This window comes from Pseudomonas sp. AC355, assembly GCF_979258205.1.
In genome coordinates this window covers 1,591,301-1,613,830 of record NZ_OZ409843.1, presented here as the reverse complement: position 1 = coordinate 1,613,830, position 22,530 = coordinate 1,591,301, and the positions used below count along the sequence as shown (strand labels likewise).

Annotated in this window: 19 protein-coding genes and 1 other RNA gene; 9 read left to right on the top strand and 11 right to left on the bottom strand. The window is 59.9% G+C overall.

The window, feature by feature from the left end:
* The first annotated feature begins 32 nt into the window (after positions 1–32).
* Both ACZ0AI_RS07640 and ffs read left to right on the top strand, forming a co-directional pair.
* Positions 33–1,667 (top strand): methyl-accepting chemotaxis protein, encoded by a 1,635-nt coding sequence (locus ACZ0AI_RS07640; protein ID WP_463565229.1) that lies wholly within the window; start codon positions 33–35, stop codon positions 1,665–1,667.
* Positions 1,668–1,768: 101 nt separating this feature from the next.
* Positions 1,769–1,864: signal recognition particle sRNA small type (gene ffs, locus ACZ0AI_RS07635), an RNA gene on the top strand.
* 226 nt (positions 1,865–2,090) lie between these two features.
* On the opposite strand, the gene ACZ0AI_RS07630 is transcribed toward ffs, so the two are convergent.
* From ACZ0AI_RS07630 to pobA, 5 genes are all read right to left on the bottom strand, one after another.
* Positions 2,091–3,353 (bottom strand): OprD family porin, encoded by a 1,263-nt coding sequence (locus ACZ0AI_RS07630; RefSeq protein WP_463565228.1) that lies wholly within the window; start codon positions 3,351–3,353, stop codon positions 2,091–2,093.
* 69 nt (positions 3,354–3,422) lie between these two features.
* Entirely contained in the window at positions 3,423–4,745 is a 1,323-nt protein-coding gene (locus ACZ0AI_RS07625) for a TRAP transporter large permease (RefSeq protein ID WP_463565227.1), read from the bottom strand.
* A complete protein-coding gene (locus ACZ0AI_RS07620) occupies positions 4,742–5,272 on the bottom strand; it encodes a TRAP transporter small permease (RefSeq protein ID WP_463565226.1) in 531 nt (176 codons plus the stop codon). Before ACZ0AI_RS07620 ends, ACZ0AI_RS07625 begins: the two co-directional genes overlap by 4 nt.
* A 58-nt stretch (positions 5,273–5,330) precedes the next feature.
* The gene (locus tag ACZ0AI_RS07615) at positions 5,331–6,386 is read right to left on the bottom strand and encodes a TRAP transporter substrate-binding protein (RefSeq protein ID WP_463565225.1); all 1,056 of its coding nucleotides are present in this window, start codon (positions 6,384–6,386) and stop codon (positions 5,331–5,333) included.
* A 209-nt stretch (positions 6,387–6,595) separates the two neighbouring features.
* A complete protein-coding gene (pobA, locus tag ACZ0AI_RS07610; protein ID WP_463565224.1) occupies positions 6,596–7,780 on the bottom strand; it encodes a 4-hydroxybenzoate 3-monooxygenase in 1,185 nt (394 codons plus the stop codon).
* Positions 7,781–7,930: 150 nt separating this feature from the next.
* On the opposite strand from pobA, the gene ACZ0AI_RS07605 reads away from it, so the two are divergent.
* Positions 7,931–8,800, top strand: a complete 870-nt coding sequence (locus tag ACZ0AI_RS07605) for a helix-turn-helix domain-containing protein (RefSeq protein ID WP_463565223.1) — start codon at positions 7,931–7,933, stop codon at positions 8,798–8,800.
* A gap of 38 nt (positions 8,801–8,838) precedes the next feature.
* On the opposite strand, the gene ACZ0AI_RS07600 is transcribed toward ACZ0AI_RS07605, so the two are convergent.
* From ACZ0AI_RS07600 to ACZ0AI_RS07590, 3 genes are all read right to left on the bottom strand, one after another.
* Positions 8,839–9,840 carry a tripartite tricarboxylate transporter substrate binding protein gene (locus ACZ0AI_RS07600; protein ID WP_463565222.1) on the bottom strand — a complete coding sequence of 334 codons (1,002 nt, stop codon included), beginning with the start codon at positions 9,838–9,840 and terminating at the stop codon, positions 8,839–8,841.
* 62 nt (positions 9,841–9,902) lie between these two features.
* The gene (locus ACZ0AI_RS07595; protein WP_463565221.1) at positions 9,903–11,417 is read right to left on the bottom strand and encodes a tripartite tricarboxylate transporter permease; all 1,515 of its coding nucleotides are present in this window, start codon (positions 11,415–11,417) and stop codon (positions 9,903–9,905) included.
* A gap of 12 nt (positions 11,418–11,429) precedes the next feature.
* Complete coding sequence (locus ACZ0AI_RS07590; RefSeq protein ID WP_463565220.1) at positions 11,430–11,897, bottom strand: tripartite tricarboxylate transporter TctB family protein; 468 nt, start codon at positions 11,895–11,897, stop codon at positions 11,430–11,432.
* Positions 11,898–12,463: 566 nt separating this feature from the next.
* On the opposite strand from ACZ0AI_RS07590, the gene ACZ0AI_RS07585 reads away from it, so the two are divergent.
* The 4 genes from ACZ0AI_RS07585 (at position 12,464) to ACZ0AI_RS07570 (ending at position 16,288) form a co-directional block, all read left to right on the top strand.
* Positions 12,464–13,237 carry an IclR family transcriptional regulator gene (locus ACZ0AI_RS07585; protein ID WP_463565219.1) on the top strand — a complete coding sequence of 258 codons (774 nt, stop codon included), beginning with the start codon at positions 12,464–12,466 and terminating at the stop codon, positions 13,235–13,237.
* Between the two features lie 128 nt (positions 13,238–13,365).
* Positions 13,366–14,415 carry a Gfo/Idh/MocA family protein gene (locus ACZ0AI_RS07580; RefSeq protein WP_463565218.1) on the top strand — a complete coding sequence of 350 codons (1,050 nt, stop codon included), beginning with the start codon at positions 13,366–13,368 and terminating at the stop codon, positions 14,413–14,415.
* Between the two features lie 45 nt (positions 14,416–14,460).
* On the top strand, positions 14,461–15,294 hold the full coding sequence (locus ACZ0AI_RS07575) for a sugar phosphate isomerase/epimerase family protein (protein WP_463565217.1): 834 nt from the start codon (positions 14,461–14,463) through the stop codon (positions 15,292–15,294).
* Between the two features lie 112 nt (positions 15,295–15,406).
* Positions 15,407–16,288 carry a DMT family transporter gene (locus tag ACZ0AI_RS07570; protein WP_463565216.1) on the top strand — a complete coding sequence of 294 codons (882 nt, stop codon included), beginning with the start codon at positions 15,407–15,409 and terminating at the stop codon, positions 16,286–16,288.
* 85 nt (positions 16,289–16,373) lie between these two features.
* On the opposite strand, the gene ACZ0AI_RS07565 is transcribed toward ACZ0AI_RS07570, so the two are convergent.
* Entirely contained in the window at positions 16,374–17,750 is a 1,377-nt protein-coding gene (locus ACZ0AI_RS07565; RefSeq protein ID WP_463565215.1) for an MFS transporter, read from the bottom strand.
* Positions 17,751–18,320: 570 nt separating this feature from the next.
* Here ACZ0AI_RS07565 and quiC point away from each other — a divergent pair.
* Positions 18,321–20,228, top strand: coding sequence for a 3-dehydroshikimate dehydratase QuiC (quiC, locus tag ACZ0AI_RS07560; RefSeq protein WP_463565214.1), 1,908 nt, complete (start codon positions 18,321–18,323; stop codon positions 20,226–20,228).
* A 91-nt stretch (positions 20,229–20,319) separates the two neighbouring features.
* Positions 20,320–20,991 (top strand): TetR/AcrR family transcriptional regulator, encoded by a 672-nt coding sequence (locus tag ACZ0AI_RS07555; protein WP_463565213.1) that lies wholly within the window; start codon positions 20,320–20,322, stop codon positions 20,989–20,991.
* A gap of 38 nt (positions 20,992–21,029) precedes the next feature.
* Here the strand turns inward: ACZ0AI_RS07555 and ACZ0AI_RS07550 are convergent, their stop codons facing one another.
* Entirely contained in the window at positions 21,030–21,887 is an 858-nt protein-coding gene (locus tag ACZ0AI_RS07550; protein WP_463565212.1) for a shikimate dehydrogenase, read from the bottom strand.
* 7 nt (positions 21,888–21,894) lie between these two features.
* Positions 21,895–22,335 (bottom strand): type II 3-dehydroquinate dehydratase, encoded by a 441-nt coding sequence (gene aroQ, locus ACZ0AI_RS07545; RefSeq protein WP_463565211.1) that lies wholly within the window; start codon positions 22,333–22,335, stop codon positions 21,895–21,897.
* Positions 22,336–22,530 lie beyond the last annotated feature (195 nt).

Genomic DNA, 22,530 nt, shown 5'->3' with positions numbered 1-22,530 from the left:
CAGAACCAGTCCATAGCTGTTCGGGGGTTGCCATGCTGCGCTTGCTCGCTGATCTCGGGTTTCGTTCGAAGATCGCTCTGCCGATCATCTTTCTGGCCCTGTTACTGCTGCTGATGGGCGCGCTGGGCATGTGGGGCATCGGCCAGGTCGTCGACTCCAGCAATCGCCTGACCCACCGCTATCTGCCGGGCGTCAGTCTGCTCCTCAATGCTGATCGTGACCTTTACCAGGCATTGGTCGCTGAGCGCAGCCTGTTGGGCGAGGTCGCTGAGAATCATGTAGCTGACCTTCGCAAGTCACAGGTGGACAACGTTAAGCAGGCCGCCGACCGGGTCAAGGCTTATGCGCAGATGCAGCCAGGCGACGAGGCGCTGCGATTGGTCGCGGATTTCGAACGTGCCTTTACCAGTTGGGAGCGCACGGCTGCGCAGGTCGTGCAGTTGGCTGCTACCGATCCTGCTGCCGCGTCGCGACTCAGCTTTGGTGACAGCGAGGCGCAGTTCGATGCCATGCGTGATGTGATCGACAAGCTCGGTGAGCTGGAGGATCAGGCCGCCAATGGGCTGGGCGTTGCCGCCATTGCCCATGGCGAACGCCTGGCCTTGCAGCAGGGAGCGGTGGTGATCTGTGGGTTGCTGGTTTGCTTGTTGCTGATCATCGGTTTCCCTGCGCTTATCACCCGGCCGCTGCACCGATTGCTCACCCGCATCGAGCAGTTGGCCGATGGCGATGGGGATCTGCGGGTGCGCCTGGAGGTGACCTCACGCGATGAGCTGGGGCGCCTGAGTCAGGCGTTCAACCGCTTTCTCGACAAGCTGCAGCCGCTGATCAGCGAAGTAGGTCGCGTGACTGGGGAAGTCGCAAGCTCTGCGCAGAGCCTGGCTGGCATGGCGAGTGCGAATGATCGCCTGATCAACAGTGAGCATGCGGCGGTGGATCAGGTCAGCACGGCGGCTACCGAGATGAGTGCCGCGGTGCATGAAGTGGCGCGCAGTGCTCAAGGCGCGGCGGATGCGGTACGCAACGCAGAAACCCAGTCCCGCGACGGCGCGCGGGTGGTCGGGGCGACCATCCAGTCGATTCGGCAACTGGCGCACGAGGTGGAAAGCGCCTCGGACAGCATCCAGGCCCTCGAGCAGGAAGCAGGCAAGATCGGTGAGGTGCTGGCGGTGATCCGTGGCATCGCCGAACAGACCAACCTGCTGGCCCTTAATGCCGCTATCGAAGCTGCCCGTGCCGGCGAACAGGGTCGCGGTTTTGCGGTGGTCGCTGATGAAGTGCGTGCACTGGCCGCTCGCACTCAGGAGTCCACCAAGGACATCCAGGAGATGATTCAGCGTTTACAGGGCGGCGTGCAGAATGCCGTCAAAGCTACCCACGCGGGCAGCGTCAAAGCGCGCGAAAGCGTCGAACAGGCTGCCGGTGTCGATCAGGCATTGAGCGATACCGGAGATTCGCTGCAGCGCATCAACGACATGGCCGCGCAGATCGCCACCGCCTGCGAGGAGCAGAGCAGCGTTACCGAGGAAATCGCCCGCAACATCAGCGATATTCGCGAGCTTTCCAACGAGGCAGCGCATACCTCGCAACAGAGCACCGCGGCCAGCCAGCGCTTGTCCGAGCTGTCCAACGACCTTGCCCGATTGGTGGGGCGCTTTCGCGTCTAGTCGCTGGCATTAGCGCTAAGTGCTTGAAGCAGTTGTAAGTTCGCCGCAAGCCGGTACAATGGCGCCGGCTCACTGCAAGGTGAGCAGCGTTATGGTGGCCCTGCCGGTTCCCCGCAACGATTACCCGTGAACCTGGTCAGATCCGGAAGGAAGCAGCCACAGCGGGAACATTGTGTGCCGGGGTGTGGCTGGTAGGGTTGCCTCCATTTCAAGACCTGCTCAGGTCGTCTATCTTTTGAATATTTTCTTCGACGCTCGGTACATGCCGCAGTGGCGTTTTCGTGTGTCCGTCGCCTTTGTTTCCTTTGCAGGAACAGTCGAGCAGTGACTGCTGACGCCGTGTGCGCCTGCGCATAAAAAAGCCCGTCACGAGGACGGGCCAAATATGCCATGACACTGGAGTAAAGCGATGCGGTGTAAGCCTTACAGGATCGACAGCGGGTAGTTGAAGATCAGGCGGTTTTCGTGAAGATCCTGGCCAACGTCACGACGGACGTCGGAGTTACGCCAGCGCACGCTGAGGTTCTTCAGGGTGCCGTCCTGGACGGTGTAGGCCAGTTCGGATTCGCGGCCCCACTCTTCGCCATCCTTGCGGCCATCGGCTGCGTGGATGCTGTCGCCGCTGACGTAGCGGTTCATCAGGGTCAGGCCCGGAACGCCGACACCGGCGAAGTTGAAGTCATGACGCACCTGCCAGGAGCGCTCGTTCGGCGCGTCGTAGCTGTTGGTGAAGCCGTCGTTGACCAGGGTGCCGCCGCTGGCGCCGTCGACGCGCATGAACTTGGTGGAACCGTTGAGCTTCTGGTACGCCACGGTGAAGGTGTTGCTGCCGGTCTTGGCGGAGAAGCTGCCCTGATAGACCTTGTTGTCCAGCTTGCCTGCTTTGGCAGCGCCTTCGTCCTTGCCATCTACATAACCGAGGTTGGCGCCCAGTACCCAGTCACCCACCGGTTGGCTGTGGGTCAGTTGCAGGTAGCTTTGTTGGTAGATGTCTTCCAGTCGTGCGTGCCAGACGCCGACCATGGTGTTGTTGCCGTTGAATTTGAATTCACCACCACCGAAGTTGAAATCATCGCCGGCGATACCGTTGTAGGAGATGTCCTCACGGCTGGCGTCGTTACGCTGGCTGTTCTTCCAGAACTGACCGCCATACAGGGTCAGGCCGTCGATTTCGCTGGAGGTGAGTTGCGCACCCTGGAAGGTCTGCGGCAGGGAACGACCATCGTCCGCACGCAGAATTGGCAGTACGGCGAACCACTCACCGACTTTCAGTTCGGTCTTGGAGAGCTTGGCCTTGGCAGCAACGGCGGTGCGGCCGAAGTTGTCAGCGGCCTGGCCATCACCGTGGATCGGCATCAGTTGGGTGTTGGCGGCGCCGCGGTTGCCGTCCAGCTTGATGCTGTACAGGCCCAGCACGTCGAGACCAACGCCGATGGTGCCGGCGGTGTAGCCGGAGCGGGCATCGAGAATGAAGCTCTGGGTCCAGCCTTCGGCCTGGCCTTGACGCTCGCCGCGGATCACCGGATCGGTGCCGTTCAGATAGTCGCGGTTGAAGTAGTAGTTGCGCAGGCCGAGGGTGACCTTGGCATCTTCAACGAAGCCTTCGGCCTGGGCGGCCATTGGCAGGGCGCTTGCTGCGATAGCCAGTGCGATGAGGCTAGGTGGTAGTGCGGCGATGATTTTCATTGTTGTTTTCCTTTGGTGTTGTGAACGTTACCCACCGCTCCCACGGTGGGGTGGAGAGAAATAGTTTCGTCAAGTCAGCCAGCGAACCAGGCACAGGGTTATTGACGGAAACAGCACGAGAATGATGACGCGCAGGATGTCCGAAATCAGGAACGGCACGATGCCCATGAACGCATCACGCATGGGAATGTCGCGAGCCATGCTGGCGATCACGTAGACGTTCATGCCCAATGGCGGGGTGACCATGCCGATTTCCACCACCATCAGGGCGAGGATGCCGAACCAGATGGCCTTTTCCGTCGCGTCCAGACCATAGAAATCCAGCCCCATGATGACTGGGAAGAAGATCGGAATGGTCAGCAGGATCATCGACATGGTGTCCATCACGCAGCCGAGAATCAGGTACAGGATCAGGATCCCGGCCAGCACCAGGAACGGTGGCAGGCCTGCGCCAGAAATCAGTTCGGCGACCGCGTTGGGCAATTGTGAAAGCGCCAGGAAGGCATTCATCACGTCAGCACCGAGCAGGATCATGAAAATCATGGCGGTGGTGATAGCGGTGCCGAGTAACACCTCCTTGAACTCACCGAGCTTCATCTTGCCCAGGGTGAAAGCGAAGAAACCAGTGCCTACGGTGCCAATTGCCGCGGCTTCGGTGGGGGTGAACCAGCCACCATAGATACCACCGAGTACCACCAGGAAGATCAGCAGTACGGGCCACACGCCTTTCTGCGCGACCAGCCGTTGCTTCCACGTCGCACGTTCTTGCGCCGGGCCAGAATCGGGGTATAGGCGCACGTAGATAGCGATGGCGATCATGTAGCCGATGACGGCGAGAATGCCGGGGACAAAGGCGGCCATGAACAGCGTGGAGATATTCTGCTGGGCCAGGATGGCATAGATAACCAACACCACGGAGGGCGGAATCAGAATACCCAGGGTGCCACCAGCAGCCAGGCAACCCACAGCCAGCGAGTTGGAGTACTTGTAGCGGCGCAGTTCCGGCAGTGCCACTTGGCCCATGGTCGCCGCGGTGGCGACGGAGGAGCCACATACCGCGCCAAACCCGGCGCAGGAGCCGATAGCGGAAATCGCCAGGCCACCCCGCCAGTGACCAACCATGGCCGCCGCCGCACGAAACAGGCCAGTGGCCAGGCCACCGCGTGAGGCGAACTGCCCCATTAGCAAAAATAGCGGAATCACCGACAGGTCATAGACCGTGTAGCGCGCATAGGCGACGGTCTTCAGGTAGTTGAGTAGCGGATCCAGGCCGCTGATCGAGATGTAACCGGCGATGCCGGTAAGCATCATGGCGATGGCGATCGGTATGCGTATGGCCAGCAGGATCAGGAGAAAAATCAGGAAAATCCCGCCCAGTGCAACGCTGCTCATGACGGATCCCCTTCACCGTGGAAGTCCAGCCAGGCGGTATACAACGAGACAATCGCCAGCAAGGTAAAGGCCGGTGCGAATGGGGTCATCGACCACCACATAGGGATGCCCATGATGATCGACTCTTCGCCGTTGCTGTATGTATCGAGCGTGCCGACCAGCGAGCGCCAGGCGAGCACGGTTGCGCAGGCAGCCATCAACAGGCAGCCCAGGGTGTCCAGGACGCGGCGTACGGCAGGGGATGATTTCAGGGTGAAGGCGTCGACAATGACATTGGCCCGACGTAACTGACAGAGCGGCAGGAAACTGACCACGGCAATGCCGCAGCCCATCTGTACCAGTTCCACGTCGCCGAGCAATGGCGTATCGAACAAGCTGCGCATGGTGATGCTGTAGGCCGATAGCAGGGTGATGGCCACCAGTACCAGACCACCTGCCAACGCCAGGAGTCGGGTCAGTGTATCCAGCAGTTGGCCTAGCGGCCGAGTGCGATGAGCCTGCTCCGGGGACGCATGGTTTTCGATCATGAGGAAACTCCGCAAGGGCCGGTGCGCCTGCACCGGCCAAGACAACGACGGGATGGACTCAATTGGCCAATTTGGCGTTGTAGCTCTCTACCCGTTCGCGGACTTCTTGCAGCAGCGCTGCACCGTTCTCGTTGCCCTTGCTTTCCACTTCCTTGATCCAGTCCTGATCCAGCTTGCTACCGATGGCGACCCACTTGGCCTGTTCCTCGGCGGGCAGTACGTAGATCTCGTTGCCGCGCGACTCGGCCAACTCGTGGCCGGTGGCAATCACGTTGGTGTCCCAGATGTGGCCGGCTTGGCGCGACAACTCGCGGCCGCTGTTGTTGTCGATGATCTGGCGCAGGTCATCGGGCAGGCTGGCGTACTTGGCGGGGTTCATCGCCAGTATCAGGGCGGTGTGCATCAGCGCCGGCTGGCCGGGCGCCATTTCGGTGTGGTATTTGACCAGCTCATGCAGCTTCAGTGCCGGCACCACATCCCAAGGCAGTACCGCACCATCGACCACACCTTTGGACAGGGCCTCCGGTACTTGTGGCACCGGCATGGCGACGGGTGTAGCGCCGAGCATCGAGATCAGTTTGGTCGACACGCGGTTGGCCGAGCGCAGTTTCAGGCCACGGAAGTCCGCCAGGGTGCGGATCGGCTTTTTCACGGTGTGCAGCAGGGCACCATCGGTCAGGTGCGTTGCCAGCAGGTGGACACCGGTGAACTCCTTTTGCCCGTGAGCTTCGAGGAAGTCCCACATAGCTTGGCTGCTGGCTTCGGAGGAGCGGCTCATGAACGGCAGTTCGAAGGCCGACGCCAGGGGGAAGCGGCCGCTGGTGTAGCCTGGCAGGGTCCAGACGATATCGGCGACGCCATCGCGGGCCTGGTCGAACAGCTGCGGCGGAGTGCCGCCCAGTTGCATGGACGGATAGAACTGAAATTGGATGCGGCCGTTGGATTCCTGGGTAACTTTCTCGGCCCAGGGTTTGAGGAAGTCGGCCTGGGTCACCGAATGAGCAGGCAGGAAGTGATGAATCTTGAGCGTTACTTCGGCTTCGTCTGCGTGTACCTGGAAGCTGATCGCGCTGGCGGCCAATAGAGTCATGAGAGCTTTTGAAAGCTTGAGCATTGCGTATTCCTTTTCTTATTTTTGATGGGTGGCAACTGGGTAACGCTTGGGTGGCCTCTCAGCCCGCTCGATCCCGTCCTCCATGGCTCGCTGCCGCCATGTTGCGAGGTCGAACGTTTTGGTTCAATTCGCTAATCGTCTTAATGGGCGATTAACGAACGAATTGCATGCAAGGGCAAACGTCGCGGTGAAAAGCAGGCGGTGCCCGTCTAGCTCACGTCTTCATACGGCAGGCCGACGTAGTTCTCGGCAATGGTTCGGCGGCCCGCTTCCGAAGAAACAAAGTAGTCGAGCTCGGTTTCCTGCATTCGCCGGCTGAAATCATCGGTATCGGGGAAACGATGCAGCATCGAGGTCATCCACCAGGAGAAGCGTTCGGCCTTCCAGATGCGCCGTAGGCAAATTGCCGAGTATTGCTCGATGGCCTCCGGGCGATCCTCGCGATAGACCTTGAGCAGAATGCGATACAGCGTGTTGACGTCACTGGCGGCCAGGTTCAGGCCTTTGGCACCGGTGGGCGGCACGATGTGGGCGGCGTCGCCAAGCAGAAACAGGCGTCCGTATTGCATGGGCTCGACCACGAAGCTGCGCAGCGGCGCGATGCTTTTCTCGATCGACGGGCCGGTTACCAGGCGCTGTGCGACGGCCTCGGGCAGGCGGGTTTTCAGTTCGTCCCAGAAACGTTGGTCTGACCAGTCCTCGACTCGCTCGTCGGCCCCTACCTGGAGGTAATAACGGGTGCGGGTGGCAGAGCGCATGCTGCACAGGGCAAACCCGCGGGGGTGATTGGCGTAGATCAGTTCGTCATTGACCGGCGGTGTGTCAGCCAGAATGCCGAGCCAGCCGAAGGGATAGACCCGCTCGAACTCCTTTAGCTTATGCGCCGGAATGGATTGCCGGGATACACCGTGGAAGCCGTCGCAGCCGGCGATGTAATCGCAGTCCAGGCGCACAGGCTGACCCTGGTGTGTGAAGGTCAGGTAAGGCTGATCGGTGTCCATATCCTTGGGCTCGACGTCGCCGACCTCGTAAAGGGTAACGGCGCCGTTGGCTTGCCTGGCCTGCATCAGGTCGCGGGTCACTTCGGTCTGGCCGTAGACCGTGACGCTCTTGCCACCGGTCAGCCCCTTGAGGTCGATGTGTTCGCAGCGGCCGTTGAAGGCGAGCTCGAAGCCATCGTGTACCAGGCCCTCGCGATCCAGACGTTCGGCAACTCCGGCTTCGCGCAGCAGGTCGACCATGCCCTGTTCCAGCACTCCTGCTCGGATGCGCCCTAGTACGTAGTCGGGGCTTTGCCGTTCGACGATCAGATTGTCTATACCAGCATTGCTCAGCAGTTGGCCCAACAGCAGCCCTGAGGGACCGGCGCCGATAATGGCGACTTGTGTTTTCATTATTGTTCTCCTGTGGCTCGGCGCCTGCCGACCTGGTTTCGTCGATACGAAACCAGGCTTGGGCACGTTTGTATTTTTGGTAGATAGCAGCAGGCTTTGAAGGCACTATCGGAGTGAATTCATGGATTTTTCGTGGTTGAAGGAGGCCGCATGCTGAAGCGTTCCGAGGTACAGGTGCCGATATTCAAGCTGTACGGGGAAACCACTGCCTGGCCGACCCCGGACTTGATTCACTGCGAGTCGATTCCCGAGCGCAGTCGTTTGCACGGCTGGGAAATCAAGCCCCACCGGCATGGCGATCTGGTTCAGCTGCTGTTCATTCAGGCGGGCTGCGCGGAACTGGAAGTGGAGGGCAGCATTCACCGGGTGGCCACGCCAACGTTGCTGTTGGTGCCTGCCCTGAGCGTCCATGGCTTTCGTTTCTCCCAGGATACCCAGGGCTATGTGCTGAGCCTGGCTCAGCCGCTGGTTGAGCAGATAAGCCTGGGGCTGGACAGTCAGCTGATGAAGCGTTCCGTGTGCTACGCGCTGAACGATGGGGTGGATGAGCTGCATGGCATGTTCGAGGCGATCGCCGAGGAGTACGCACTTCATGCTGCAGGGCGGGATCTGCGACTGCAGGCTTTGATCACCTTGCTGCTGGTGGCGCTGCATCGCCGCTGGCTGGCCATGGCCAAACCCCAGAGCCCGGAGCGCGATCGGGGGCGAGAGCATGTCGACGCTTTCACCACGTTACTCGAGGCGCAGCTGCGTCAGCATTGGTCGATCGAGCGATATGCCCAGGCATTGGGCATCAGCGCGGCGCATCTCAATGCGCTGTGTCGACGTTTGGCGGGGCAGTCCGCATTGCAGATGATCAATCAGCGGCTGGTGCTGGAGGCCAAGCGCTGCCTGGTGTACACCAATATGAACGTCCATCAGGTGTCTGACAGCCTGGGCTTTTCCGAGCCGGCGTACTTTTCCAGGTTCTTCAAACGCGAAACGGGCGTTGCACCCAAGGTCTTTCGCGTACAGCGTTAGAGTGACCGGGCGGCGTGTAGACCGCCCGGTCGAACTGCTTAGGGTTTCGGGATGCCAACGCTATCTGGCGAGATCTCGATAGCCTTGGCCTTGTACATCGACCAGGCGGTAACCGACTGCCAGCGCTTGAGGAACTGCTCGGCTTCGGCGCCGTTGAGGTTCAGGCTTTGTGCGCCGTAGTTCTTCAGGAAGCCCTGGAACTCTTCATTGGCAACGGCTTTGCCGTAGGCTTCGACCAGTTTCTGCTTGATGTCATCCGGTGTGTCCTTGTGCACGAAGGCGCCCCAGAACGGGCCCCACGGCAGGTACTCACCAATCTCTGGCAGGGCTTTGGTGATCGGCTCGACGCCAGGCAGCTCAGGCACCTCTTCGGCAGCCAGTACAGCCAGTGCCTTGAGTTTGCCGGAACGTACCAGCTCCTGTGCCGCAGCCAGACTCAGCGGCATGAAGTCGATGTGTTTGCCCATCAATGCGGTAATGCCGGGGCCATCGCCACCGAAGGTCACTTCACGCACTTTCAGTTCGCCAACGGCATTGACCATGGCGTGAACGGTGCTTGGCAGGCCGCCGGCGCCGGTGGAGCCCATGCGCAGAGTGTCTGGCTTTTCCTTGGCCGCAGCCAGCAGGTCGGCCATGGAGTTGAACGGGCTGTCGGCGTTGGTAGCGATCACCACGACGTTCTGGCCAATGATGTTGACCGGGTAGAAGTCGCTGTAGTCGAACTTGGCCAGGCCAAGCACCGGATACAGCTGTGGGTTTTCGGCGCCCAGCAGCAGGGTGTAGCCGGTAGGTTTTTGCTGCAGCACATAGCTGCTGCCAATTACTGCGGTGCCGCCAGGGCGGTTGTTGAGAATCAGCTTGGTACCCAGCTCTTTCTCCACGTAGGGTGAGAGGCTACGCATCACGTTGTCCGTGGCGCCGCCAGCACCCCAGGGAATCACTGCCTGAATGCTGCGCTCCGGGTAATCGGCATAGGCGGGCAGGGCAAGCGTCAGGGCGCTAAGGGAAAATGCGACGCCAGTAAGTAGTTGCTTAAGCATGTTGGAGACTCTCCATTGGTTGTTTTTATATATCCGTTTCCGGGCATGCGTGACGCGGTGTATCAGGGTTGAACCGATGCGGCCTTGCGTTTGCGTTTGAGCCAGCCGAGCAATGGGGTGTTGCTGAGTAGCACCAGCAGCAGGGCAGCGCTGAGAATCAGTGAAACCGGGCTGCTGACCATCTCCATGAGCAGCTCTTGCGGATTGTCGCCTACCGAAGCCATAGCTTGGCGGTAAGAGGTATCCATCAGGGGGCCGAGAATGACGCCGAGGATGATTGGCCCCATCTGGAAACCAAACGCTTTGAGGAAGTAGCCGAGTACGCCGAAACCGAACATCCAATAGACCTCGGTCATGCTGCTGTTCAGCGAGTAGGAGCCGACGGTGCAGAGCACCAGAATCAATGGAATCAGCACGGCTTTGGGCAGTTCGACGACTTTGGCGAACAGCTTGATGCCCATCATGCCGAAAATCAGCAGGAAGATATTGGCCAGCGCCAGGTTGCCGACGGTGAACCAGAAAATGTGCGGGTTTTCCACCATCAGCATCGGGCCGGGGTTGAGGCCGTGGATAACCAGCGCACCGATGATCACCGCGGTTACCGCATCACCCGGCATACCCAGCGTCAGCATCGGTACGTAGGCGCTGCCTACTGCTGCGCTGTTTGCGGTTTCCGCAGCGACTAGACCTTCGTAGGCGCCTTCGCCAAAAGGGGTTTCTGGATTCTTCACGGTACGCTTGGCGTGGTCGTAAGCCATCAATGCGGCAATATCGCCACCTACACCAGGCAATGCCCCTACCATTACACCGATGGCCGAGGTGCGTAGCGACAGCGGCAGAAACTTGAGGATCATCGCGATCGGCGGAATGATCTTGCTGACGTTCTGCTTGACCACTGCGGTGTTAAGGTTGTGCAGTTGATAGAGCGCCTCGGCTACACCAAACAGGCCAATCATCACTACCACGTAGTGGATGCCGCCCATCAGATCTATCTGACCCATGGTGAAGCGTCCCTGAGCGGTGACCGGATCCATACCGACCATGCCGATGATCGCGCCCAGGGCAACCGCGAAGATGCCTTTGGCCAGACTGCCTTCGGCCAAGCTGCCAACCAGCATCAGGCCGATGGCCGCGATCAGGAAGTAGTCGCGTGGGGCGAATTTTAGTGCCAGTTCACCGAGAACCGGTGCCGCACAGGCCAGTACCACGGTGCCGGCAATCCCGCCGATCACCGACATCACGGTGCTCAGGCCAATGGCGCGCCCGGCTTCACCTCGCTTGGCCAATGGGTAGCCGTCGAAGGAGGTTGCCACGGATGAAGGCTCGCCAGGAATGTTCAATAGGATAGCGCTACGTGAGCCGCCATAAACGCCACCGATGAAAATGCCGACGATCAGCGCCAAAGCGTCATTCACATCCCATGAGAAGGTGAAGGACACCAGGATAGAGACCGCCATGGTTACCGACAGACCGGGAATGGCGCCGATGTAGATGCCGGCGAAGGTACCGAGGGCCGTCAGCATCAGGAGGTTGGGGTCCATCCAGGCCATCAACAGGTAAGAAAAAGTATCGCTCATGGAAGTCTTATCTCAGGGCAGGTAGACGCTGAACGCCAGGGTGAACAGGAGGTAGATGGCCAACACCGAGATGCTACTGGCCAGTAGCGCCGAGAGCACCTTGCCACGCCGCAGATAAACGATGCAGAGCATCAGAAATACGAAGGTGCTGATGTAGAAGCTTGCCCACTGGATTGCGGCCAGATAAAGCACCGAAAGCAGGGTGAAGACGACGATGTGTCGCGGGAAATGTTCGTGGCTGAAGCGTTTCGCCGACGCCGCCCAGCCTTCTCCCTGAGTCGGTTTGCCACGTAGCTCGTAGAGCACGCGTAGTGCGGCGATCAGCAGCACTGCACCGGCCCCGAGGGGAAAGGCACCCGGCGAGCTGATCGAGGAAAAACCGGAAATCAGGTAGGCCTGATACAGCACGGCGATGCTGAAAATCACCAGCAGCACACAGAAGGTGCGTTCACCCACCGGTACTTTTTTCGATGTGGTCATAGGTCACTCCAGAAGCAGTTCATGCTGCCCACGTTGGGGGGGCGTATCTGAATCAGATACGAGCGTCGGTAGGCCTCGACTGCACGGTGTCGGGCCGGCAGGGTGCGATGGGCATGAGCAGATTGATAGCGGCGGGAGAAAGCGATGACCAATCTTCGCCAGGCGAGTTGGCAAGTGTGCGGATGGCCCGTAGGGTCATTTGTTGCGCACGGACAAACACAGTGAAGAGCTGTGGCATGGAGGGCGACCTTTTTATATTTATAGGTTCAGCGTTTGTGCTTTTTATAGGGTTGCCGACTTTAGCGCGGAAACTCCGTAAGACGTGGATCGCATACTGTGCGGTGATCCCGTCTATTTCAATTCACAAAAGGTGTTGTCGTTCGGTTACCGAACAAGAACGAACCAGTTAGTACAAATATTGCGTCGTGATTATGGCCTGTGTTGCACGGCACAGCCAACCCTTGGGCCTGGCGATGGCTTGGCTGGCTCAGGTCTGCGAATCGCAGCGGTTCCGTATCCACGGGAATGTCTTTTAGAATCGCGCAAAATCATCAAAGGATCCCACTATGGCCGGTAGCCAGATAGAAAGGGCATTGAACCTGCTGGAAACACTGGCGGGCGCCGGCGACGTGCCAATGCAGACATTGGCCGAGCAACTGCAGATTCCCAAAAGCGCCACGCACCGCATGCTCACCGAGCTGGTGCGCCTCGGGTACGTGCGGCAAGACGCACAGAGCAGCCGTTATAGGTTGTCGACCAAATTGGTTGCCTTGGGATTTCGTTACCTGGCCAGCAGTGGTGCGGACATCGTGCAGCCGCTTCTTGATCGTCTGGCACGAGAAAGCGGCGAACTGGTACGCCTGGGCGTGATCGAGGGGGAGCGACAGACCTGGATCGCCAAATCCCAGGGCGCTCGCTCTGGTTTGCGTTATGACCCGGACATGGGGCGTGACGCACCGCTGCGCTATACCGCTTCTGGCCACGCCTGGCTGGCCAGCATGACGGACGTCGAAGCGCTGGCGCTGGTGGCGCGACAGCAGATCGCCGAAGACGCGGAGTTCGGGCCCAACGCGCCGCATAGCGATGAACAATTGCTGGGCTATGTGCATCAAGCACGTGAACGGGGTTATGCCGCTGTGGTGGAAACATCCTCGCTCGGCACCTGTGCGCTGGCGGCGGTGATCACTCACCCGCAGCATGCCGGTGTGATCGGCGTGCTGAGCATTGCCGGGCCGAGCGCGCGCATGCCGGTCGAACGCATGGAAGAACTGGCGCCGAGCCTGATCGAGTTCGCTGCAGAGCTGTGCGCTGCCAGCCAGGCGTCGGGGCTGTTCGTGTGAGCATGCAGCGATAGCGTTCGATTAACGCCCCGTGAGTGAGGTGGGTGTTGATTAATAGTGGAACCGGGTTCTAAATTATTTCGGTGAGCGATAGGCTTATCCAAAATAATCAGAAAAGGACTCGTGTCTTGAAACCGCCACTGCGCATCGCCCTGATCGGCGCCGGAATCATGGGCCGGCAACATCTCCATCATTTGCGTCAATTACCTGAGGCAACGCTCTGCGCCATCGTCGATCCGGGGCCTCAGGCTGCGCAGCTGGCGCAGGAGTTCGACGTACCCTGTTTCAGCGACCTGCAAACCCTGCTCGACCGGCGCCTGGCCCAGGCGGTGATCGTCGCCAACCCCAACGCTGCGCACGTGTCTACTGCCTTGCGCTGCATCGAAGCGGGCCTGCCGGTACTGCTGGAGAAACCGGTCGGAGTAAGCCTGACCGAAGTGCGCGAGCTGGTGGAGGCAGTCGAGAACAGTGGTGTGCCGGTGCTGGTTGGCCACCATCGTCGCCACAATCCGTTGATCACCAAAGCCCGCCAACTGCTGCAGGACGGCGCTCTGGGGCGGCTGACCACGGTGACGGCGCTATGGCAGCTACAGAAACCAGACAGTTATTACGACGTTGCCTGGCGCCGCGAGCCCGGCGCCGGCATGCTGCTGACCAATCTGATTCACGACCTCGACCTGTTGCGCCACCTCTGTGGTGAAGTGGAGCAGGTGCAGGCCATCACCAGCAGTGCGGTGCGCGGCTTCGCCAATGAGGACAGCGCGGCGGTGATCCTGCGCTTCGCCAATGGCGCGCTGGGCAGCCTGACCGGCTCCGATGCGGTAGCGGCGCCCTGGAGCTGGGAACTCACCGCCGGCGAGAATCCGGTGTACCCCAGGCAGCCTGATCAGCCGTGTTACCTGCTTGCCGGTACCGGCGGTGCACTGAGCATTCCCCAGCTCAAATATTGGTCGTACGGCACGGTGGGCGCTGGCTGGCACGAGCCGCTGCAAACGCAGGAGCAGCCCTTCGGTGTCGATGAGGCGCTGCGCCGACAACTCGTGCATTTCATTGCCGTTGCCCGCGGCGAGGAGCAGCCACTGGTGAGTGCCGCCGATGCCGGTCGCACTCTGGCTCTTTACGAAGCCATCTGCCGGGCCGCTTGTGATGCCAGTGCCTGCACGCCCGAGCGCTTCTGAGCGCATTCCAGATCAATGCGGTTCGCCGCCGCCGAGAGAACGTCCATGAACAACCACGAGCGCATCTTTTCCCTGGCCAGTCTTACCGTTCTGGAGCTGTCTCCGCCAGAGATGGTCGAGGTGGCAGCCCGTACCGGATACAGTCATGTCGGGCTGCGGCTGATTCCGGCGACCGAGGAGGAGCACCATTTTCCGTTGCTCGCCGACCTCGAGCTACGCAGGCAGACACTCAAGCGTCTGCGTGATACCGGTGTGCAGGTGCTGGATATCGAGATCCTGCGGTTAAAGCCGCAAACCCGCTGTAGCGATTTCGAGGCGGTGCTCGAAGCCGGTGGTGAATTTGGTGCGAGCGAAGTGCTGGTGGCCGGCAACGACCCCGACGAAGCGCGGTTGACCGACAACTTCGCCGAACTGTGCGATCGCGCGGCATCCTACGGTCTGCACCCTCATCTGGAGTTCATGCCCTGGACGGACGTCGCCAACCTGCAACAGGCCGTGCGGATCATGCAGCGCGCCGGGCGTGACAATGGCTGTGTGCTGGTCGACGCCTTTCATTTCGACCGCTCGGCTTCGCGCCTGGAGGATTTGCTGTTGGTGGAACCATCGCGTCTTCGTTATGCCCAACTGTGCGACGTCGCCGGGCCGCGGCCCGATGACATGGCGGAGATTCTGCGCCAGGCGCGCAACGAACGACGTTTCCCCGGTGACGGAGATTGTGACCTGGCGGGACTGTTGCGTTGTCTACCGGCAACTGTTCCATTGAGTCTTGAAATCCCCACGCGGCATTTGCTGGAGCAGGGCGTCAGCGCTGAGTCGCGGGCGCAGGCGGCTATCGACAAAACACGGGCGTTACTGGCACGGTTGCCATCCCACCCATAGCCCATACTGAGATCGACCGCGTCAGAGGTAGGTCGGTGAGCGGGTGCAGGACTGGCTAAATAGTTAGTCAGCTACCGAATATGATGATGTCTGCTGAATCACGAGAGTCCGCATGAGTACCCCGAGTTCGCTTTCAGGCGTCAACCATCCGCTCAAAGGCATCGGCCTGGTGGTGCTGGCGACTTTCCTGTTCGCCAGCCATGACGCGCTGTCGAAATACCTGTCTGGCATCTACCCGGTGGTCATGGTGGTGTGGGCGCGCTATGTCGTGCACACGCTGCTGATGGCCGGCATCTTCCTGCCACAATCCGGCCTGCGCGTGCTGCGTAGCAAGCGACCCGGCCTACAGGCGCTGCGGGCTATCTGTCTGCTGGGCTGCAGTCTGTTCTTCACCACGGGGCTGCTGTATATCCCGCTGGCTGAGGCGACGGCGGTCAACTTTCTCGCTCCGCTGATGGTCACCGCGCTGTCGGTGCCGTTACTCAACGAGCGGGTCAGCCGTGGTCAGTGGGCTGCCGTGCTGGTCGGGTTCGGTGGGGTGCTGATCATCGTCCATCCAGGCGGCGAACTGTTCACGCCGGCGATCCTGCTGCCACTTTGTTCCGCGACCTGTTTCGCGGCCTATCAGTTGCTGACGCGCATGCTCAGCCAGTACGACACGCCGACGACCAGCAACTTCTTCACCGGATTGCTCAATACTTTGCTGATGAGCTGCCTGGTGCCATTCTTCTGGCAACTGCCCGAGTGGCGCCATTTGCCACTTATGTTGGCACTGGGTGCTTGCGGCATGTTTGCTCATCTGATGCTGACCAAGGCGTTTCGTCACGCCGCCCCGGCACTGCTGGCACCGTTCGGCTACTGCCAGATCGTCTTTGCTGGCCTGCTTGGCCTGGTGATTTTCGGTCATGATCCGGAAACCAGTGCCAAGGTTGGTATCGCCATCATCTGCCTGAGCGGCTTGGCCGCCGCGTACCAGCAGCGTAGAAAGCGTTGAGTGGGTAGGGCACGCAGACTATTTTGGCCTGCATGAAATGAAGAAGGCCCTTGCGGGCCTTCTTGTTTTGCGCGGGGCAATCGACTCAGTGGTCGGTGTTATTGAAGCTGTTCTTGCGTGCAGCTTCGTATTCTTCCTTGTCCATCGGCTTGGCGCCTGGCTTGCCCAGGTCGGCCATCGGAATCCGGTAGGTTTCCGGGGCGATGAATGCAGCGATGGCGCACAGGCAGGTGATGCCGAATGCCAGGCCACCGATCAGCATCGGAATGTTGTCCGAGCCGGGCGGTGCGAGCAGGGCGAACACTGCTGGCAGCATAGCCGTCAGCATGGTGCCGACGTTCTGCGCGATGGCCATAGCCGATACGCGGTAGCGGGTTTGGAACAGCTCCGGGTAGAAGCTTGGGAACACCGCGTTGTAGCCCTGGTACACAACGCCCCACATCAGCAGCGACATGATGAAGGCCAGCGGCACGTTACTGATGCTGATGGCGTACAGGTAACCGAAGGCCAGCAGGCCGGAACCCAGTGCACCGGTGATCATGGTCGGGCGGCGGCCGATCTTGTCGGACAGGTTGCCGACGAAGGGAATCACCAGCACCGCGACGATATTGCCCACCACCGGAATCCACAGATACACGCTCTTGTCGAAGCCGATTCCATACGCCGGTTGCACCGCATAAGCCGCACCAAAGATGGTTGCCACTACCGGGATCACGTTCATCAACGCCATCACCATGACCAGGAACATGGTTCTCCAGCTGGTGCTGAACGCTTCGGAGATCGGCGACTTGGCGATCTTCTGCTTGTTCTCTTCATTGACGAAGGCCGGGGTCTCATGGACTTCGCGGCGGATGATGAAACCCGCCAGCAGTACGAAGGCGCTTAGCAGGAACGGGATACGCCAGCCCCAGTCGTTGAACGCCTCGGACGGCATGAAGTACGCCAATGGCAGGAACACGGCAGCGGCAAGTACTTGTCCAGCCTGTACACCCTGCAGGGTGAAGCTGGCGTAGAAACCTCGTCGTCCGAATGGCGCATGTTCGAGAATCATCGAGCTCGCCCCGGAAATTTCACCCGCGACGGCGAAGCCCTGGATCAGGCGCAGCACCACCAGCAGGGCCGGAGCCAGGAAGCCGATGTCGTGATAGGTCGGCAGCAGGCCAACGGCCATGGTCGAGATGCCCATCAGGAACATGCACAGCAGCAGCACGTTCTTGCGGCCACGGGTGTCACCCCAGTGACCAAGGACGAAAGCACCGACCGGGCGCGCCAGATAACCCACGCCGTAGGTTGCCAGCGAGGCAACGATGGCCATCTTCGGGTCGGTGTTGGGGAAGAAAATCTGCGGGAAGATCAGAGCTGCCGCCTGGGCGTAGATGAAGAAGTCGTAGTACTCCAGCGCGGAACCGACCCAGCCGCTGGCTGTAGCTTTCTTGGCTTGTGAACTCGAGGGCTTAGCCATCATTGTCTCCGTTGTTATTAGAGCGCTGAACGAACCGTCAGGATGAGTGCGGATCGAACACCGGCTTAGGCGACCGGCCTTGGATTGGCTTGGTCAGCCCGCTGTCAGGATTATCGAGCGGAGTGTCGCTGGTCAGGGTCGGACGTGCGCGGGAGCTGCTGTTGGCCGAGTGCCAGCCAAAAAGCGTGCGAATGTTATGCGGGTACGCAAGGAGTGGGAAGTGAGCATGGTCGTACTCTTATTGAAATTGTTATGGGTGATGCACGGCCGCTTGAGTGATCTGCGCCTGGATGTGACAGCGCCGCGGTGAGAAATATGGTGTTGCAAATGAAGAAAGGCCGTCAATTCGATTAACGGCCTTATGTTCGATAAACGCACAGAATACTAACTGGTTCGTACACTTTGAATTGCCGCCTCCCGTGTGCGCGCGAATAATCGCTGCAGCCCCCGAAAAATCGAGTTACCGGCTGGTAGAACGACGTACACAACGTCTCGTCGACTACGCTTGCTGGAGCTTGGCCGAGGCCACCACGCGATCCGCAGAGATCGTTATTTACAAGGAGCTGAAGTATGCATCGCTCGATTGCCACTGTTTCCCTGAGCGGAACCCTGCCGGAAAAACTCGAGGCCGTTGCGGCTGCGGGCTTCGACGGTGTGGAGATTTTCGAGAACGACCTGCTGTACTACGCGGGTAGCCCGCGCGACGTGCGCAAGATGTGCGCCGACCTTGGCATCGCGATCACGTTGTTCCAGCCATTTCGCGATTTCGAAGGTTGCCGCCGTGATCGTCTGCAGCGCAATCTTGACCGCGCCGAGCGCAAGTTCGATCTGATGCAGGAGCTCGGCACCGACCTGGTGCTGGTGTGCAGTAACGTCGCTGCGGATTCGCTCGGTGACGAGGAAATCCTGGTCGACGACTTGCGCTTACTGGGTGAGCGCGCTGGCGCACGTGGCCTGCGTATTGGCTACGAAGCATTGGCCTGGGGCCGCCACGTTAATACCTACCAGCAGGTATGGAACCTGGTACGCCAGGCTGACCATTCTGCCGTCGGTGTCATCCTCGACAGCTTTCACACCTTGTCGCTGAAAGGTGATCCAGCGGCGATCGCCGATATTCCGGGTGACAAGATATTTTTCGTGCAAATGGCCGATGCGCCGATCCTGGCGATGGACGTGCTGGAGTGGAGCCGCCATTTCCGTTGCTTCCCTGGCCAGGGCGAATTCGACCTGCCGGGCTTCCTCGCGCCGATCATTCGCACCGGCTACAACGGCCCGCTGTCGCTGGAAATCTTCAACGACGGTTTCCGCGCCGCGCCGCCGCGCGCTAACGCCGTGGACGGCTTGCGCTCGCTGCTCTATCTCGAAGAGAAAACCCGTCAACTGCTGGCCGCAGACGAGCAGGCACCGAACCTCGATATGCTCTTCTCCACGCCGCCAGCCAGTCGCTATCACGGCGTCGAATTCCTCGAGTTCGCGGTCGACGAAGCGGCCGGTGCCAAGCTTTCGGGCTGGCTCGAGCGGCTGGGCTTCGCCAAGGCCGGCGAGCACCGCTCCAAGGACGTCAGCCTGTTGCGCCAGGGCGACATCAATATCGTCCTCAATGCCGAGCCGTACTCCTTTGCGCATGGATTCTTCGAAGCCCACGGCCCGTCTCTGTGTGCCACCGCATTGAAGGTCAAGGACGGTGCGTCGGCACTACAGCGCGCTCGCGATTATCGTGGCCATCCTTATCGTGGGCTGGTCGGGCCGAACGAGCGGGAAATTCCGGCGATGCGTGCCCCCGATGGCAGCCTCATCTATCTGGTCGATCAGGCCGAAGCCGGGCAGAGCATTTACGACAGCGACTTCAAGCTCGATCCAAGCGCCGTGCAAACCGGCAGCCTGGAGCGCATCGACCACATGGCGCTGGCGCTGCCGGCTGACAACCTGGACAGCTGGGTGCTGTTCTACAAGAGCCTTCTGGACTTCGAGGCCGATGACGAAGTCGTTCTGCCCGACCCCTACGGCCTGGTGAAAAGCCGCGCGTTGCGTAGCCGCTGCAGTTCGGTGCGCCTGCCGCTGAACATCTCCGAGAACCGCAACACCGCCATCGCTCACGCACTTTCCAGCTACCGCGGTTCAGGCGTGCATCACATTGCGTTTTCCTGTGAAGACATCTTCAAGGAAGTGGCGCGGGCCAAGGAAGCAGGCGTTCCTCTGTTGGACATTCCGCTCAACTACTACGACGATCTGGCCGCACGCTTCGACTTCGACGACGAGTTCCTCAGCGAACTGGCGTATTACAACGTGCTCTATGACCGTGACGCCCAGGGCGGCGAGCTGTTCCACGTCTATACCGAGGCATTCGAAGAGCGTTTCTTCTTCGAAATCATCCAGCGCAAGAATGGCTATGTCGGCTATGGTGCCGCCAACGTTGCTGTCCGCCTTGCGGCAATGGCCAAATCGCGCAGTGGTAGCGTGCGTCAGGCGAAGCTCTGACCTGTATGTTCAGACGCGGGTATCGGCTGTAGCCTTTACCCGCCGTCCATGTGCAGGATGAACAATAAGAAAGGCCACGATGAGTACCTCTATGACCGTTACCCTTGAGCCTGCGGCCGAAGAACTGGCCACGGCGACCCGCAAACCACGTAAGAACAACCCGGAAAAGACCCGGGAGAACATCCTGCAGGCCGCTATTACCGAGTTCGTACAGCAGGGACTTTCAGGTGCTCGTGTCGACGCTATCGCAGAGCGCACGGCCACTTCCAAACGCATGATCTATTACTACTTCGGCAGCAAGGAACAGCTTTACGTCGAAGTACTCTCCAAGCTGTATGGCGATATACGCAGCACCGAACGACGTCTGCATCTCGATGAACTGCCGCCACCTGATGCAATCCGCCGGCTGGTCGAATTCACTTTCGACCACCATGATCGCAACTCGGATTTCGTGCGCATCGTCAGTATCGAGAACATCCACTACGGCGAGTACGTCAAGCAGTCACCGGAAATCCGCCGGATGAGCAATGTGGTGCTGTTGACGCTAGGCGAAACGCTTAAGCGGGGAGAGAAGGAAGGGCTGTTCCGCGAAGGGCTGGATACGCTGGACGTGCATATGCTGATCAGCTCGTTCTGCTTCTATCGCGTATCCAACCGGCATACGTTCGGGGAGATCTTCCAGATCGATCTACCGGATGAGCAGGTCAAGCTGCGTCACAAGAACATGATCTGCGAAGCGGTGTTGCGCTATATCACTCGCTGAACGGGGGCCGGCCATCATTTATGGCCGGCCCGTAGTGATCAACTGTTCATGCTGTGGAAGTGGTCGAGCATGCGTTGCGCGTCCGCTTCAACGCCGCTGAACAGTTCGAATGCTTTCACCGCCTGAAATACCGCCATGTTGCCGCCGTCCAGGGTTCTGCAGCCAATGGCTCTGGCTTCACGAAGCAGCTCGGTTTCTAGTGGGAAGTAAACGATTTCGGCTACCCACAGAGCTGGGCGAAGCAGCGCCTTGGGAATGGGCATGCCCGGAAGCTTGGCCATGCCCATCGGGGTGGTGTTGACCAGGCCATCGGCGCTTGCCACTGCAGAAGCCAGGTCGCTGCCGGCCTGAGCGCGTGGTGAGCCGAAGTGCTCGTTGAGATTGGCAGCCAGCGCCTGGGCGCGTTCGAGCTCGACGTCGAAAATGGTCAACTGCTCGACGCCTTCACTTAATAGTGCGTGAGCCACTGCGGCACCTGCGCCGCCGGCACCCATCTGTACCACCTGGCCGCGTTTCACGTCACCGAGACCGCGTCGGAAACCTTCCGAAAAACCCAGGCAGTCGGTGTTGTGGCCGATCCGTTTGCCGTCCTTGAAGACCACGGTATTCACCGCGCCAATGCCTCGGGCCTCGTCGGAGAGTTCGTCGAGCAGCGGAATGATCGCCTGCTTGCAGGGGAACGTGATGTTGAGCCCGGTGAAGCTCATGCGTTCGGCTGCGCTCAACAGATCGGTGAGGGCGCTGCTGTCGAGTTGCAACTGATCCAGGTCGATCAGCCTATATAAGTAGCGAATGCCCTGGGCGTCGCCTTCATGCTCGTGCATGGCGGGTGTGCGCGAAGCCTGGATGCCTGCACCGATGAGGCCGGCGAGGATGCTCGGTGTATGGGTGGTCATGGGTGCATCATCCTTTAATGAGTTGGCTGAAGTGTTGCAGTGCTGCGCGATAGCCCCCGCTGCCCAGGCCGCAGATCACGCCGAGGGCGATCGATGAGACGAAGGAGTGGTGGCGGAAGGCTTCACGTTTATGCACGTTGGATAGATGCACCTCTATTACCGGCAGTTCGCTGGCGACCAGTGCGTCGCGGATGGCCACTGACGTGTGCGTCCAGGCGGCAGGATTGATCACGATGCCTGCACAGCGGCCGCGGGCCTTGTGGATCCAGTCGATGAGTTCGGCTTCGTGGTTGGTCTGACGAAACTCGGTAGCCAAGCCGAGCGGTTCGGCAGTGTCGGCGCAGAGGCGGGAGATGTCGGCCAGGGTCTCGTGGCCATAGGTGTCTGGCTCACGGGTACCGAGCATGTTTAGGTTCGGACCATTGAGGATAAGGATGATGGGAGGCATGGTGCTTCCTGTTGTTATTGTGGGATCGCTAATAAAGCTCCGTTAAAAATGTACTAACTGGTTAATTAGGTCAATCCAGTCGTATAGATAGCCGGGACAAAGCGTTCGATTATCGCGCTTTGGCTATTTACGTAAAAAACCTGAAATAAACGGTTGACCTGAGATTCTGGCTGCCTATAATGCGCACCACTTCCG

Excerpts from the sequence above, each read along its gene's own strand:
- ACZ0AI_RS07640 (WP_463565229.1), top strand. The coding sequence starts at position 33 with ATGCTGCGCTTGCTCGCTGATCTCGGGTTTCGTTCGAAGATCGCTCTG.
- ACZ0AI_RS07630 (WP_463565228.1), bottom strand. The coding sequence starts at position 3,353 with ATGAAAATCATCGCCGCACTACCACCTAGCCTCATCGCACTGGCTATC.
- ACZ0AI_RS07625 (WP_463565227.1), bottom strand. The coding sequence starts at position 4,745 with ATGAGCAGCGTTGCACTGGGCGGGATTTTCCTGATTTTTCTCCTGATC.
- ACZ0AI_RS07620 (WP_463565226.1), bottom strand. The coding sequence starts at position 5,272 with ATGATCGAAAACCATGCGTCCCCGGAGCAGGCTCATCGCACTCGGCCG.
- ACZ0AI_RS07615 (WP_463565225.1), bottom strand. The coding sequence starts at position 6,386 with ATGCTCAAGCTTTCAAAAGCTCTCATGACTCTATTGGCCGCCAGCGCG.
- pobA (WP_463565224.1), bottom strand. The coding sequence starts at position 7,780 with ATGAAAACACAAGTCGCCATTATCGGCGCCGGTCCCTCAGGGCTGCTG.
- ACZ0AI_RS07605 (WP_463565223.1), top strand. The coding sequence starts at position 7,931 with ATGCTGAAGCGTTCCGAGGTACAGGTGCCGATATTCAAGCTGTACGGG.
- ACZ0AI_RS07600 (WP_463565222.1), bottom strand. The coding sequence starts at position 9,840 with ATGCTTAAGCAACTACTTACTGGCGTCGCATTTTCCCTTAGCGCCCTG.
- ACZ0AI_RS07595 (WP_463565221.1), bottom strand. The coding sequence starts at position 11,417 with ATGAGCGATACTTTTTCTTACCTGTTGATGGCCTGGATGGACCCCAAC.
- ACZ0AI_RS07590 (WP_463565220.1), bottom strand. The coding sequence starts at position 11,897 with ATGACCACATCGAAAAAAGTACCGGTGGGTGAACGCACCTTCTGTGTG.
- ACZ0AI_RS07585 (WP_463565219.1), top strand. The coding sequence starts at position 12,464 with ATGGCCGGTAGCCAGATAGAAAGGGCATTGAACCTGCTGGAAACACTG.
- ACZ0AI_RS07575 (WP_463565217.1), top strand. The coding sequence starts at position 14,461 with ATGAACAACCACGAGCGCATCTTTTCCCTGGCCAGTCTTACCGTTCTG.
- ACZ0AI_RS07570 (WP_463565216.1), top strand. The coding sequence starts at position 15,407 with ATGAGTACCCCGAGTTCGCTTTCAGGCGTCAACCATCCGCTCAAAGGC.
- ACZ0AI_RS07565 (WP_463565215.1), bottom strand. The coding sequence starts at position 17,750 with ATGGCTAAGCCCTCGAGTTCACAAGCCAAGAAAGCTACAGCCAGCGGC.
- quiC (WP_463565214.1), top strand. The coding sequence starts at position 18,321 with ATGCATCGCTCGATTGCCACTGTTTCCCTGAGCGGAACCCTGCCGGAA.
- ACZ0AI_RS07555 (WP_463565213.1), top strand. The coding sequence starts at position 20,320 with ATGACCGTTACCCTTGAGCCTGCGGCCGAAGAACTGGCCACGGCGACC.
- ACZ0AI_RS07550 (WP_463565212.1), bottom strand. The coding sequence starts at position 21,887 with ATGACCACCCATACACCGAGCATCCTCGCCGGCCTCATCGGTGCAGGC.
- aroQ (WP_463565211.1), bottom strand. The coding sequence starts at position 22,335 with ATGCCTCCCATCATCCTTATCCTCAATGGTCCGAACCTAAACATGCTC.